Annotated in this window: 11 protein-coding genes; 5 read left to right on the top strand and 6 right to left on the bottom strand. The window is 65.1% G+C overall.

The genetic code is table 11. The features are described from left to right. Positions 1–16: 16 nt before the first annotated feature. Positions 17–1,594 (top strand): efflux transporter outer membrane subunit, encoded by a 1,578-nt coding sequence (locus F6X40_RS30655; RefSeq protein WP_187630416.1) that lies wholly within the window; start codon positions 17–19, stop codon positions 1,592–1,594. A 416-nt stretch (positions 1,595–2,010) separates the two neighbouring features. Here the strand turns inward: F6X40_RS30655 and F6X40_RS30650 are convergent, their stop codons facing one another. After that, the gene (locus tag F6X40_RS30650; RefSeq protein ID WP_187630406.1) at positions 2,011–4,512 is read right to left on the bottom strand and encodes a penicillin-binding protein 1A; all 2,502 of its coding nucleotides are present in this window, start codon (positions 4,510–4,512) and stop codon (positions 2,011–2,013) included. A gap of 559 nt (positions 4,513–5,071) precedes the next feature. Between F6X40_RS30650 and F6X40_RS30645 the strand changes: the two genes are divergently transcribed. Continuing rightward, positions 5,072–5,737 (top strand): hypothetical protein, encoded by a 666-nt coding sequence (locus F6X40_RS30645; protein ID WP_187630405.1) that lies wholly within the window; start codon positions 5,072–5,074, stop codon positions 5,735–5,737. Between the two features lie 95 nt (positions 5,738–5,832). Here F6X40_RS30645 and F6X40_RS30640 read toward each other — a convergent pair whose 3' ends face one another. Then, entirely contained in the window at positions 5,833–6,012 is a 180-nt protein-coding gene (locus F6X40_RS30640; RefSeq protein WP_187630404.1) for a hypothetical protein, read from the bottom strand. A gap of 203 nt (positions 6,013–6,215) precedes the next feature. On the opposite strand from F6X40_RS30640, the gene F6X40_RS30635 reads away from it, so the two are divergent. Both F6X40_RS30635 and F6X40_RS30630 read left to right on the top strand, forming a co-directional pair. Continuing rightward, positions 6,216–6,896, top strand: coding sequence for a PspA/IM30 family protein (locus F6X40_RS30635; protein ID WP_187630403.1), 681 nt, complete (start codon positions 6,216–6,218; stop codon positions 6,894–6,896). A gap of 161 nt (positions 6,897–7,057) precedes the next feature. After that, a complete protein-coding gene (locus F6X40_RS30630) occupies positions 7,058–8,242 on the top strand; it encodes a tetratricopeptide repeat protein (protein WP_187630402.1) in 1,185 nt (394 codons plus the stop codon). A 93-nt stretch (positions 8,243–8,335) separates the two neighbouring features. Here F6X40_RS30630 and F6X40_RS30625 read toward each other — a convergent pair whose 3' ends face one another. Further along, the gene (locus F6X40_RS30625) at positions 8,336–9,004 is read right to left on the bottom strand and encodes a TetR family transcriptional regulator (RefSeq protein ID WP_187630401.1); all 669 of its coding nucleotides are present in this window, start codon (positions 9,002–9,004) and stop codon (positions 8,336–8,338) included. 213 nt (positions 9,005–9,217) lie between these two features. Between F6X40_RS30625 and F6X40_RS30620 the strand changes: the two genes are divergently transcribed. Further along, positions 9,218–10,708 (top strand): flavin-containing monooxygenase, encoded by a 1,491-nt coding sequence (locus F6X40_RS30620; RefSeq protein ID WP_187630400.1) that lies wholly within the window; start codon positions 9,218–9,220, stop codon positions 10,706–10,708. Positions 10,709–10,955: 247 nt separating this feature from the next. Here the strand turns inward: F6X40_RS30620 and F6X40_RS30615 are convergent, their stop codons facing one another. Genes F6X40_RS30615 through F6X40_RS30605 form a run of 3 tightly spaced genes read right to left on the bottom strand, consistent with a single transcriptional unit; the run spans position 10,956 to position 13,866 of the window. Further along, positions 10,956–11,774 carry an ABC transporter permease subunit gene (locus tag F6X40_RS30615; RefSeq protein WP_184066060.1) on the bottom strand — a complete coding sequence of 273 codons (819 nt, stop codon included), beginning with the start codon at positions 11,772–11,774 and terminating at the stop codon, positions 10,956–10,958. Beyond that, a complete protein-coding gene (locus F6X40_RS30610; RefSeq protein WP_184056787.1) occupies positions 11,771–12,703 on the bottom strand; it encodes an ABC transporter permease subunit in 933 nt (310 codons plus the stop codon). The genes F6X40_RS30615 and F6X40_RS30610 overlap by 4 nt, the downstream gene beginning before the upstream one ends. Beyond that, positions 12,700–13,866 carry an ABC transporter ATP-binding protein gene (locus F6X40_RS30605; RefSeq protein WP_184022680.1) on the bottom strand — a complete coding sequence of 389 codons (1,167 nt, stop codon included), beginning with the start codon at positions 13,864–13,866 and terminating at the stop codon, positions 12,700–12,702. Before F6X40_RS30605 ends, F6X40_RS30610 begins: the two co-directional genes overlap by 4 nt. Between the last annotated feature and the right edge of the window lie 55 nt (positions 13,867–13,921).

The following is a 13,921-nucleotide window of genomic DNA, read 5'->3' as shown; positions in this document are numbered from 1 at the left end:
CATGAGCACGATGAGCATGAGCACGAGCACGACTATTCCTGCCCTCTCCCGCCACCGCCGCGCGCGCTTCGACGCGCTGGCCCGTACCACGCTTGCCGCGAGCATCACCAGCATCACCTGCATGCTCGGCGCCTGCTCGTTCGGACCGAACGGCGACGCGCCCGCGATGCCGCAGCCCGCGCACTACGGTGCCGAGCCGCTACCGACGCAAACCGTGCCCGCGCAGGGCGTCACGCAGCAGTTCGTGACCGGCGCGCAGCCGGTGCCCGAATGGTGGAAGCTGTACCGCTCGGATGCGCTGAACGCGCTCGTCGACGAAGGCCTGCGCAATAGTCCGACGCTCGACGCGACCGACCGCAGCCTCGCCGCCGCGCGCGAGCAATTGCGCGCGCAGGTCGGCAGCTCGCTGCTGCCGACCATCGACGCCGGCGGCCAGGTCACCCGCAATCGCGCGCTCGCGATCCCCGAGATCGGACCGAACACGTTTCTGTACAACGTGTTCGTCGGTCAGTTGCAGGCGCACTACACGTTCGATCTGTTCGGCGCCGCGCGTCTCGCGAACGCGGCGCTCGCCGCGCGCGTGAACGTGCAGGTCTTCCAGCTCGAGGCGGCGCGGCGCGCGCTCGCCGCGAACATCGTGACCGCGACGATCACGAGCGCCGCGCTGCATGCTCAGATCGATACGACCGAGCGGCTCGTGGTCCTCGCCAACGATCAGGCACGCGATACCGAGCGGCGCTTCGCGCTCGGTGCGGTATCGCATGCCGATCTGCTGAACGCGCAGCAGAGCGCGGCGAGCGTGTCGGCAAGTCTGCCGGCGCTGAAGCAGCAGTGGCTCACCACACGTCACGCGCTCGCGGTGCTGCTCGGCCGCACGCCCGATGCCGCGCCGGACGACATCGATCTCGCGCAGTTGCATGTGCCGGAGAAGGTCCCGGTCGTCGTGCCGTCGGAATTGCTGCGCACGCGGCCTGACATCGAGGCCGCCGACGCCGCGCTGAAGGCCGCTGCGACCGATGTCGGCGTCGCCACCGCGCAGATGTTCCCGAGTCTGTCGCTGTCGGCATCGATGGGACAAGGCGGGTTTAGCTGGCCGGTCGCGATGTCCGGTGCGGGGGCCATCTGGAGCATCGGCGCGTCGCTGTCGCAACCGCTGTTTCATGGCGGCGCGCTGCTCGCGCAGCGCCGCGCGGCGCAGCACACGTACGAAGCGAGCGTGTCGCAGTACAAACAGACTGTGCTGGCCGCGTTTCAGAACGTCGCCGACACGCTCGCCTCACTCGAGCACGACGCGCAGTCGCTCGACGCCGCGAACGTCGCCGCGCGTTCGGCACAGGGTGTGTTCAACGAGACCTCGGCGCGCTATCGGCTCGGCGCGCTGCCCGTCGCCGCGACGCGTTCGAGCGAGCAGCAATGGCGCAACGCGCAGCTCGATGAGATCCGCTATATGAGCGCGCGGCTGACGGATACGGCCGCGCTGTTTCAGGCGATGGGGAATCCGCCGGTTGATCAGGCAGGCGCATCATCGGCTGCGGCGACTTCGGCTTTTGCGCCTGCATCGGTTGGGACGACGAACACGGTGACATCCAACTAAATCTCGGATTCCGTACGGATCGCGGCGCACTTATCCCCAGTTCGTGTTGATGAGCCTGTTGAAAACTGTCTGAACAACGGGCTAACGCATTGAACCTAATACGATTTGTTTGTACGGTGCGAAACGAATCAGAAGCAAGCCGCAGTACACGTGCTCTGCAGCGCCTCAACGGTGTTTATCGATCACTGAATCGTGCTATCAGATCGATGCAGCCTGGCATGATCTGACCATGAAGTTATCGGAACATCTTGCCGGCGCGAAACGCTACGACGAGTGGGCACTTCAGTCCGCTTTTTCCGACGATGTGCCTCGCGTCGAGGTGTTTCGCCGCTGACATGACGGTATGCGGCGAGAGCGGGCCGGTGCCCGTATCGCTTAAGAATCCGTGGCCCCCCGCGCACCCGCCATCCGAGACATCAAGGCTTGTTCGACTCGAACAGATCCATGATCTGCTTCTTCTCGGTCGTCGACACGCTCGGCGGCGGCACCACCGGCGGCGTCATGCCCGCCGGGCCGACCCCGCCCACCGCATCGGTCGCGCCGGCCATCGGATTGCCCGAATCGAGACCGATGCTCGCGACGAAGCCTTGCCCCGGCAACTTGTCGGTAAAGAACAGCTCGCCGTTCATCACCGTCACACCGTCGGGTTGCTGCGGCTCGGCCTGTGGCACACCGCGCAGCGCGCGCTGCATGTACTCGACCCAGATCGGTAGCGCGAGCTGCGCGCCGAATTCGCGGCTGCCGAGACTCTTCGGCTGGTCGTAGCCCATCCACGCGACCGCCACCAGCGACTGCTGATAGCCGGCGAACCAGCCGTCCTTCGCGTCGTTGGTCGTGCCGGTCTTGCCCTGCAGGTCCGAGCGCTTCAACACGTTGGTGCCCGCGCCCGTACCCGCGGTCGCGACCGAGTGCAACAGGCTGTTCATGATGTATGCGTTACGCGGCTCGAGCGTGCGCGGCGCGTCGTGCCCAGCGACGAGCGGCTGCGCGCGCGAGATCGCCACGCCACGCGCGTCGGTCACTTCGTTGATCAGATACGGATTGATCCGGTAGCCGCCGTTCGCGAACACCGAGTACGCGCCCGCCGACTGCAGCGGCGTGACGAGGCCCGCGCCCAGCGCCATCGGCAGATACGGCGGGGTCTTGTCGGCGTCGAAGCCGAAGCGCTGCGTGACGAAGTCCTGCGCGTACCTGGTGCCGATGAACGACAGGATGCGGATCGACACGAGGTTCTTCGACTTCTGCAGCGCGAGGCGCATCGACATCGGACCATCAGGCTGGTCGTCGTCCTTCGGCTCCCACGCGTCGCCGCCCGGCGTGCTCGGCGGGAAGTACAGCGGCGCGTCGTTGATGATCGTCGCCGGTGCGAGCCCCTTGTCGAGCGCCGCCGAATAGATGAACGGCTTGAAGCTCGAACCCGGCTGCCGCCACGCTTGCGTTACATGGTTGAACTTGTTCTTGTTGAAGTCGAAACCACCGATCAGCGCGCGGATCGCGCCGTCCTGCGGCGTCAGCGACACGAGCGCGCCCTCGACCTGCGGCAACTGCGTGATCTGCCAGTTGCCCTTGTCGTCGGCGACGAGGCGCACGATCGAACCCGGCTTGATGCGCAGCGTCGCGTTCGCGCGCGGGCTCAGCGCCGCGGCGACGAAGCGCAGGCCGTCGCCCGACACCGTCACCTGGGTGCCGTCGACCAGTTGCGCGGCCACCTGCTTCGCGCTCGCGTCCGTCACCACGCCGGCGATGATCTCGCCGTTGTCCGGGTGATCGGTCAGCGCGTCGTCGATCGTCTGGTCGCGGTCGTCGCCCGCCTCGGGCAACTGCACGAAGCCTTCCGGTCCGCGATAGCCGTGGCGCCGCTCGTAGTCCATCACGCCCTTGCGCACCGCGCGATACGCGGCGTCCTGATCGGCGGAATCGATCGTGGTGGTCACGTTCAGGCCGCGCGTATAGGTTTCGTCCTTGTACTGCGCGTACATCATCTGCCGCACCATTTCGGCGACGTACTCGGCGTGCACGCTGTACTCGTTGCCCGGATTCTTCGTGTGAATCTCTTCCTTCACGGCCTGGTCGTACTGCTGCTGCGTGATGTAGTTCAGCTCGAGCATGCGTCGCAGGATGTACTCCTGACGGATCTTCGCGCGCTTCGGATTGACGACCGGGTTATACGCGGACGGCGCCTTCGGCAGGCCCGCGAGCATCGCGGCCTGGGCCAGCGTGAGGTCCTTCAGGTCCTTGCCGAAGTACACGCGCGCGGCCGCGGCGAAGCCGTACGCGCGCTCGCCCAGATAGATCTGGTTCATGTACAGCTCGAGGATCTGGTCTTTGGTCAGCGCGCGCTCGATCTTGTACGCGAGCAGCATCTCGTAGATCTTGCGCGTGTACGTCTTCTCACTGGAGAGGAAGAAGTTGCGCGCGACCTGCATCGTGATCGTGCTCGCGCCCTGCGACGCGCCGCCATGCGCAAGGTCGGCGAAACCGGCGCGCAGGATGCCGACGAAGTCGACGCCGCCGTGTTCGTAAAAGCGGTAGTCCTCGATCGCGAGCACCGCTTTTTTCATCTGGTCGGGGATGTCCTGGAAGCGCACGAGGCTGCGCCGCTCCTCGCCGAATTCGCCGATCAGCACGTGATCGGCGGTGTAGACGCGCAGCGGAACTTTCGGGCGATAGTCGGTCAGCGCGTCGAGCGACGGCAATTGCGGCCCCATCACGACGAGCGCATAGCCGACAATCAGCGCCCCGACCACGGCGACGGTCGCGATCAGGCCGAAGCACCACAGCACGAGCGACGCGCCGATCGAACGACGGCCGCGCTCGGGCTCGCGCGAGGCGGCATTGCGTCCAGGGGTGCGTTGGTGGGAGTCCCGGTCTTCACCGGCCGGAGAGTTCGAGGAATGCGGTCGTTTGATGATTGGCATGACTGGAATAATGGGCCCGCAACTGCGCGCCTGTCTGCACGCGCTCGCGGCGCGCGCATGGGTCGTGTTCGACATCCTGGCCGGGACGTACGCCGCCCTGCGGACCTTGCCCCCGGCCGGCCGCACGGCACGCCTCGGACCATGTCCGGCGCAACGTAACAGCGCATTTTAAAGAAATCGGCGGCGGTCCAACGCAGTTTTTTTGTAAGAATTCCCTTTGCCGGCCGCCTTTTCCTGGTAAGGGTCTGTAATTTCGCGCAGCGCGCATTGCAGCGTGCGCGCGACGCGCAGCTTATGCGGGGTTATCAACATTTTCTGTTGAAAGGGCTGTGGACAAACCGGCCGCAAACACTACAACTCATTGATGCCACGGGATTTTCGCACCGCGCTTGTTCCGTGGCGGCGCAACTCGTCATATGATGAACCCCGCGCGCGTCCCTCGATGCGCGTGACGGGGACCCCAGCGGCGGGATCCAACGGCAGTTCCGATGACGGGTTCCGACACCGTATCCGAAGGCACGCGCCGATCCGCCCATGCTAACAAGACTGCGAGTCGATCATGTCCAAGCCCAGTGAGCGCATCGTCGTATTCGTCACGACCGCGCAGAAACGTGCGATCACCGCGACTGCCGAGGATCTGGGCATCAGCGTGAGTGAACTGATGCGGCGCGCGGTGCTGAGCTTCGGCGCGACCAGCGAACAGGTCAAGGCCGCGAGCATCGTCGACCGGCTGCGCGCGCCGCGCGCGCCCGATCCGCTGAACGCGGCGCTGCAGCGCGTCGCGCGCGGTACGCGCTATGCGCGCGCCGCGCTGCCGGTAGCGCTGCAAGCGGATGAGAAAGACGCGGCGGCTCCGGCGGCTGCCGGCGCGGCCGAGGCCGTGGATTCGCCCTCGATGCAGCAAGCCGGTCGCCCCGCTCCCGTGACCGACGCTGTGGATGCCCCCGCCCCGCTGCTTCCCGCGGGCGTCGCCGCCGCGCTCGCCGCCGAGCAGGACGAACAGGCCGCGGCCACCGCCGAAGCCGTCGCGCGTCTGACGGCAGCACGAGCCGCCGAAAACGCGGAAAACGCCGAAGCGGACGCAATCGACAACGCCGCGTCGAAACGGCTGCCCGGCCCGTCGGCGCGTCTGCGCAACTCACTCAAGCGCCGCCCCAACGACCAGGACTCCGACGACGACGAACCGCACAGCGACCCGAGCGCCGAAGGCGGCCGTTTCGCGTGACGCAAAGCGTGACGGAAAATTACTGCGCATCGAGCCGCAATCACTGCATCCGAGCGAGCAGGCGAGCGTACGCAACGAGTCCCCGTTGCATATCGTTACATCAGTGACACCTGCGTGAAACGCCGCTCGGTAACGCCCGCCCACACCCGCAAACAGCGGCTTTTCGCGCATCCTTCGAGCCTTCGGGAAGCCGCATCGATTAAGCCATCTTTAAGACAGCCGGTGGTGTAATATCCGCCGTCAAGTCCATGATCCGCCGTCAAGTCCATGCCCATCGCGGCTTTCCATCATCGAGGCAATCCTCAACCGGCATTGCGCCTCAACAAAAACGGACCGCGCCATTGCAATTGGCAAGTGCGCCCCGAACTCCGGTCCGAACGTTGCGCAGCATGGCGCACGGCGGCGTAAAGTAGCAGTAGTTCAAGGCAGTCAGGCGCGCACGCATCGTCGGCGCCGCTCACATTCTCTGGAGGTTTTCATGTCGCTTTTTGACAGCATTTCGCGCACGCTCAAAGGTCTTTTGAACGATGCGGCCGATTCGGTGCAGGATCCGTCGCGCGACTCGCGCCAGATCGTGCGCGAACTCGACGACAGCATCGGCAAGGCCGAAAACTCGCTGATCGAGATTCAGGCGCAGGTCGCCACCCAGCAAAGCAAGCGCGATGTTGCCGCGGACAAGGCGAAGAAGTATGAAGACGGTGCTCGCCGTGCGCTGCAGTCCGGCGACGAAGCGCTCGCGCGTGAAGCGCTCGGCGCGCAGGCCACGGCCGAAGCCGAACGCGATGCGCTGACCAAAGAACTGACTTCGCTGGAGCCGTCGGTCGCGCAACTGAAGAGCCAGATCGAGGACATGCGCACGCGCCGCAACGACCTGAACGCGCGCTCGAACATCCTGCAAGCCAAGCAGCAGATCGCGCAGGCGAAAGATACCGCGGCCACCGCACTCGGCGGCATCGGCGGCACGAACCTGTCCGAGGATTTCCAGAAGCTCGAAGATAAAGTCGCGCTGTCGAACGCGCGTTCCGACGCACGTCTGAACTCCGCCGACGAGAAAAGCGGCAAGGCGCTCGACGACAAGCTCGCGGATCTGAACCGCGGCCCGTCCGTCGATGATCGGCTCGAAGCGCTGAAGAAGCAGCTCAATACGCCGGCGCAGTAAATGCCGGATGCGTGTACTTCCTCGCAGCAAGTACACGCAGCAATAACAGCAGTAGCAGTACATGCCGGTGCGCTCGCTTCTGAACGCACCGGCATACCGGCCGCCACAGGCGGCCACCGCAATCGACTGATGGAGACGGGCGCGCCCCGCCCGGTCCGCAAATGAAAAAACTTTTCGCAACCGCCTTCGCTTCGCTGCTGCTCGTGTCGGCCGCGGCGTTCGCGGTGCCGACCGCCCAGCAAATCGAATCGGCGATGTCGCAGGGCAACTGGCAGCAGGCCGACGCCGGCCTCACCGAAGTGTTGCAAGCGCATCCGAACAACGCACACGCGCACTATCTGTACGCCCAGGTGCTCGATCGCGAAGGCCGTTCCGCCGAGGCGCTCGCGCAGCTCCAACAGGCAAAGACGCTCGATCCGCAGATCCGCTTCACCGACCCGAGCCGCTTCGCGCAAACCGAAGCGCGCCTGCGCCGCGACGCGGAACGCGCGGGCGGCAACGTCACCCGTCACGCCGCGAATCCGTTCGCGCAGCAGAATGCGCCTGCTGTGCAGCAACAGTCGGCGATGATGTCGCAAGCGCAACAACGGCATGGTCCGGGGGTGGGTATGTGGATCGGTATCATTGTTCTGATCGCGGTGATCGCGCTCGTGCTGCGCTGGACCTTGCGCCGCGCGCGCAGCCAGGAAGACACGCGCGCCGACGAGGACCGCCGCGCGCAATTGAAGCGCGCCACCGACATGCTCAACGCGGTGCGTTCGATCAAGCTCGACGTGAAGCTATCCACCGCGCCGGGTCACGAGTTGCTCGAGAAAGACGTCGAAGCGACCGAAGAGCAGTTGCGCGGCGCCGTCGAAACGCTGTCGAACGGCAAGAATCCGCTGCCGCCCTATGCACTCGACGAGTTCGAGCAGCGCATCGCGAGCCTGCGCGCGCGCGCCGACGGCCGGCCCGATCCGACCGCCGCGTCCGTGGGCAGCGCTCAGCAATCGACGTACGCGCAGGAGGCCGAGCGCTTCGGCAACCCGCAACCGCCTTATCCGCAACAGGGTCCCTATCAGCAGCAGCCGCAGGTCATCGTGCAGCAAGGCGGTGGCATGGGTGGCGGCATGGGCGGCCTGCTGACCGGCGTGCTGCTTGGCGAGGCGCTCAGTCATGGGCGTGACCGCGTAGTCGAGCGCGACGTGATCGTCGACCCCGACGAACTGCGCCGGGGCGGCAACGACGGCGGAAACGGCGGCGGCCTCGACTTGGGTCAGGGTTCGAACGACTGGAACGATGACGGCAGCGGCGGCGGCATCGACACGGGCAGCAACGACGATTCCGGCGGCTGGACCGATACCTGATCGAACCCGATCGATCCGCGTCGAATGAAAAGACAGGCTCCTTCGCGGAGCCTGTTTTTTGCCTGCCGGATTTGTGTACCGCCTTCGTTCAAGTCAGGCCCGCGCCGACTCCGCGTGGCTACCCTCGTGCTGCGCGAGCACGACCGCCCCCGCAAACAGCCGCACGATGAAACGTTCCGCGTAATCGATCAATGCGTCGCGGCGCGCGGCGTTCGCATCGATGTATTCAGCGGATAGATGAAACAGTTGCAGCACGATCTGCGTGCAGACTTCGTCGACGGTCTCGCGCGCGAGTCGCGGCATCAATTCGAGCTGCACGACGTCGTCCGCCATCTCCGCCGACACCTCGTGCAGGTTCGCGCGCACCGCTTCGCGCAAAGCCGGCGACGTGCCGTGGTATTCGGCCAGCGCGCTCAGGAACGCCTCGCGGTTCGCGAGCGCGAACGCGAAAAACGCGACGCACGCGCGCCGCGGCACGCTGTGCGGTTCGTCGTGCGCGGCGAGCCAGCGCTCGCGCCGCAGCATCGGCCGAAGCCGTCGGCTCACCGAGGCGACGGCTTCATGCGCAAGCTCGTCGAGCGCGCTGAAATGGCGGTAGAACGTGTTCGGATTGAGCCCCGCCTCGCGTGCGAGCTCGCGCAAGCCGAGGCTCGCGAAACTGCGGCCGCCGGCGGTCAACCGCAGCGCGGCCTCGATCAGCTTGCGCTTGCCGGGCGGCAACTGCGGGCCGGCGACGGACGCTGCTTCGGGGACGGTCGTCATCGTGACGTTCAATCGTCGCGCGGTATGCGCGTTTAATAGCTGCACTCTAAACGATCTTGACGCGATGTGTACAGTTGTCTACCCTGCGCGTTAAGCCGTGTGTAGACAGCTGTAGACGCGCGATTTCGCCCCTGCCCGTCGCGCCGCGCGAGTCCAGCGCGCCGTAGCCGCTATCGTTTCACCCGCCGCTTTCGCCCCGTGCCGGAGACCGCCGTGACGCCCGCCCCTTCCGCTTCATCCACCGCGCTGCGCATTGCGATCGTCGGCAGTGGCTTTGCCGGCATCGGCATGGCCATCCGTCTGCAGCAAATGGGCATCACGTCGTTTACGGTCTATGAGGCCGCGAGCGGCATCGGCGGCACGTGGCGTGACAATACCTACCCCGGCGCGGCCTGCGATGTCCCCTCGCATCTCTATTCGTTCTCGTTCGAGGCGAATCCGGCGTGGTCGCGCTCGTTCAGCAGCCAGGCCGAAATTCTCGCGTATCTGCAGCACTGCGCGCACAAGTACGGCGTCGATCGCTACGTGCGTTGCAATGCGAAAGTGAGCGCCGCGCGCTTCGACGAAGCGCGGCAGATCTGGCTCGTCGAACTTGACACGAACGGCGCGCGCGAAATCGTCGAGGCCGACGTGCTGATCGCCGCGAACGGTCCGCTGTCGCGTCCCGCGCTGCCGCGCATCGCCGGCATCGAACGTTTCGAGGGCAAGCTGTTCCATTCGGCGCGCTGGGATCATGCCTATCCGCTCGACGGCAAACGCGTCGCGGTAATCGGCACCGGAGCGAGCGCGATCCAGTTCGTGCCGAAAATCCAGCCGCGCGTCGCGCATCTTGCTCTGTTCCAGCGCACCGCGCCGTGGGTGATGCCGAAGCGCGACAAGCCGATCGGCCTGCGCGCGCAATGGCTGTTCCGTACGCTGCCGTTCACGCAGCGCTTCGTTCGCAGCGCGATCTATTGGCAGCTCGAGTCGCGTGGGATCGCGTTCGTCGTCAATCCGAAGCTGATGAAGATGCCGATGAAGTTCGGTCTCAGCTATCTGCAGCGACGCGTCAAGGACCCGGCGCTGCGCGCGAAGCTCACGCCGAACTACCGGCTCGGCTGCAAGCGCGTGCTGCTGTCGAGCGACTATTACCCGGCCGTCTGTCAGCCGAACGTCGACGTCGTGACGAGCGGTATCCGCGAGATCGTCGCGGATGGCATCGTGACCGACGACGGCGTGCACCACCACGCGGACGCGATCATCTGCGGCACCGGCTTCCAGGTCAACGACGTGCCCGCGCCGTTCGAAGTGACCGGCCTCGACGGCACCGACCTCAGCACGCTATGGCTGCGCGATGGCCCCGAGGCCTATCTCGGCACGAGCATCGCGAACTTCCCGAACTTCTTCATGATCGTCGGCCCGAACACGGGGCTCGGCCATAACTCGATGATCTACATGATCGAGTCGCAACTGCGGTATATCGGCGATTGCCTGCGCGTGCTGCGCAAACAGAATGCGCGCACGATGACCTTGCGCGCCGACGTGCAGCGCGATTTCAACACGCGTTTGCAACAGGAGATGCGGCACGCGGTGTGGACGAGCGGCTGCCACAGCTGGTATCAGACGCAGAGCGGCAAAGTCACCGCGATCTGGCCCGGCTTCACGTTCAGCTTTCGCAAGCGTACGCGCCGCGTGCGGCCGCAGGATTACCGCTTCGCGCGTTGAGTCCGCACAATGGCAATCCGGCGCCGCGGGCATGGGCCGGCGCATTCGTTACCCGCCGCCGCTCAGCAACTGCAACAGCTCCCACAGAAACTTCACGATGATCACGATCAGTTCCCACAGCCGATAGAGCGGCTGCCAGTCCAGCACGCGCAGAAGGGACTCGATCATCGCTATCGTCAGAAGAAGTGAGGGCCGCGATTTCCAGTTCGATCACGCGTGGCGCGCGATGCCCGCGCGTCGCGCAAGCTCAAACCGCCATCACGGCCCGCCTGCGCTCCGCGCGCTGCATGAAGAAGTTCGCCGCGACGACGCCGACCGTGACGACCGCGATGAACAGCGTCGCGAGCGCATTCATCTCCGGGTTCAGACCAAGTCGCACGCGCGAGAACACGACGAGCGGCAAGGTCGTCGAGCCGGGACCCGACAGGAACGCGGACAGCACCACGTCGTCGATCGACAGCGTGAACGACAGCAGCCAGCCCGCCACCAGCGCCTGTGAAATCAGCGGCAGCGTGACGAAGAAGAACACGCGCAGCGGTGTCGCGCCGAGGTCGAGCGCGGCTTCCTCGAGCGACGGATGCAGTTCGCGCACGCGCGATTGCACGATGATCGCGACGTACGAAATACACAGCATCACGTGACCGATCCAGATCGTGAAGATGCCGCGTTCGGCCGGCCAGCCGATCCAGCGCGCCATTTCGATGAACAGCAGCAACAGCGAGATGCCCTGAATCACTTCGGGGATCACCAGCGGCGCGTTGATCATGCCGGTGTACAGCGTGAAGCCGCGAAAGCGCCCCATGCGCGCGAGCACGAAGCCGGCCCACGTGCCGATGATCACCGACGCGAACGCCGTGAGCAGGCCGATACGCAGCGACAGCCACGCCGCCGTGATCAGCTCGCCGTCCTGCAACAGCGCCGCGTACCAGCGCGTCGAGAAGCGCGTCCACACCGTCACCAGTTGCGATTCGTTGAACGAATACACGACGAGGCTGACGATCGGGATATACAGAAACAGAAAGCCGATGCCCAGAGCGATCAGCTGCAGCATGCGATTCGGCTTCATTGGCGGCCCTCCTCCAATGCCTTCGCCTGGGCATGCTGGAACAGCGCCATCGGCACCAGCAGCAGCAACACCATCGCGCATGTGACGGCGGACGCCATCGGCCAGTCGGCGTTGTCGAAGAACTCATTCCACATCACGCGGCCGATCATCAGCGTGTTCGCGCCGCCGAGCAACTCGGGAATCACGTACTCGCCGACCGCCGGAATGAACACCAGCAGACAGCCCGCGATGATGCCGTTCTTCGACAGCGGCAGCGTGATCTGCCAGAACGCCTTCCACGGCTTCGCCCCGAGGTCGTAGGCGGCTTCGAGCAAGGTCAGGTCCATTTTCACGAGATGCGCGTACAGCGGCATCACGAGAAACGGCAGGTACGAATAGACCATGCCGATATAGACCGCCGTGTTCGTGTGATACAGCTCGATCGGCGAATGGATCAGGCCGACCGACATCAGGAAGTTATTCAGCAGCCCGTTGTTCTTCAGAATGCCGATCCATGCGTACACGCGGATCAGGAACGAGGTCCAGAATGGCAGCATCACGGCCATCATCAGCAGATTGCGGGTGGCCGGATTGGAGCGCGCGATGTAGTACGCCATCGGATAGCCGATCAGCAGACACAGCACGGTCGAAATCGCCGCGACCACGACCGAATTCACATAGGTCGCGAAGTACAGGCTGTCGGTCAACAGAAACGCGTAGTGCGACAGATCCAGCGTGATGTGCAGCGCGCCTTCCGCGAAGGTGACGAGCTGCGTGTACGGCGGAATGCCGAGCTGCGAATCGGCGAAGCTGATCTTCACGACCAGCAGGAACGGCACGAGGAAAAACAGCAGCAGCCAGATGAACGGCCCCGCCACCACCGCGGTGCGTCCCCTGAACTTCAGACGCCGCACGGGCCACGCGAAAAACGACGAAAGCGCCTCTTTCATGACGTCAGCACCACGCCGGCCGATGCGCTCCAGCGCACGTAGACTTCGTCGCCCCAGGATGGCGGATCGATTTCGGTGAGCGCCAGGCTCGTCACGTTCGCGATCACGGTCTTGCCGCCGTCGAGCTTCACGTGATACAGCGAATAGCCGCCCATGTACGCGATATTCGTGACGACGCCCCTGCCCCAGTTGTAGGCGCCCTCCGGCGGCTTACGCGTGAGGGCGATGCGTTCGGGGCGCACCGAGATCGTCACCGGCATGCCGAGCGGACCGGTGATGCCGTGATTGACGTGCAAATGGCACGTCAGATCCGGCGTTTCGATGAACACGTGATCGGGCTCGTCCTCGACCGTGCGGCCTTCGAACAGATTGGTCGAGCCGATGAATTCCGCCGAGAAACGGCTGTTCGGGTACTCGTAGACTTCATGCGGCGTGCCGAGCTGCACGATCTGGCCTTCGCTCATCACGGCGAGGCGGTTGGCCATCGTCATCGCTTCCTCCTGATCGTGCGTGACCATCATGCAGGTGACGCCGACCTGGTCGAGAATGTTGACGAGCTCGATCTGCGTGCGTTGGCGGATCTGCTTGTCGAGCGCCGACATCGGCTCGTCGAGCAGCAGCAGCTTCGGCCGCTTGACGAGCGAGCGCGCGAGCGCAACGCGCTGCTGCTGCCCGCCCGACAGCTGATGCGGCTTGCGCTTCGCGAAGCGGCCCATCTGCACGAGTTCGAGCGCGTTGTGCAGGCGGTCTTTCAGCTCGGCCTTCGGCACGCCTTCCTGCTTGAGGCCGAACGCCACGTTCGCCTCGACCGTCATGTGCGGAAAGAGCGCGTACGACTGGAACATCATGTTGACCGGCCGGCGATACGGCGGCAGTTGCGCGAGATCTTCGCCATCGATCAGGATCTTGCCCGACGTCACGGTTTCGAGCCCGGCCATCATGCGCAGGAGGGTCGACTTGCCGCAGCCCGAGCTGCCGAGCAGCGCGAACAGCTCGCCCTTCTTCACCGTCAGATTGACCCCTTTGACCGCGACGGTCTCGCCGAACTTCTTCACGACATCGACGATCTGGATGAACTGCTCCGCTGCGTCGCCCGTCACGGCGTTCGAGCCCGTCGACGGCACGGCCGTCCCGGCCAGCGCGCCCGGCTGGTCACTACTCATCATAATGCTGCTTCACTCCGGCGTTTGACGAACAAAGCCCCCGGTGAACACCGAG

Origin of the sequence: Paraburkholderia sp. UCT31 (assembly GCF_014397655.1) — a bacterium.
Taxonomy (GTDB): domain Bacteria; phylum Pseudomonadota; class Gammaproteobacteria; order Burkholderiales; family Burkholderiaceae; genus Paraburkholderia; species Paraburkholderia tuberum.
The sequence above is the reverse complement of the archived record's forward strand: the minus strand, read 5'-3'. Positions and strand labels throughout refer to the sequence as shown.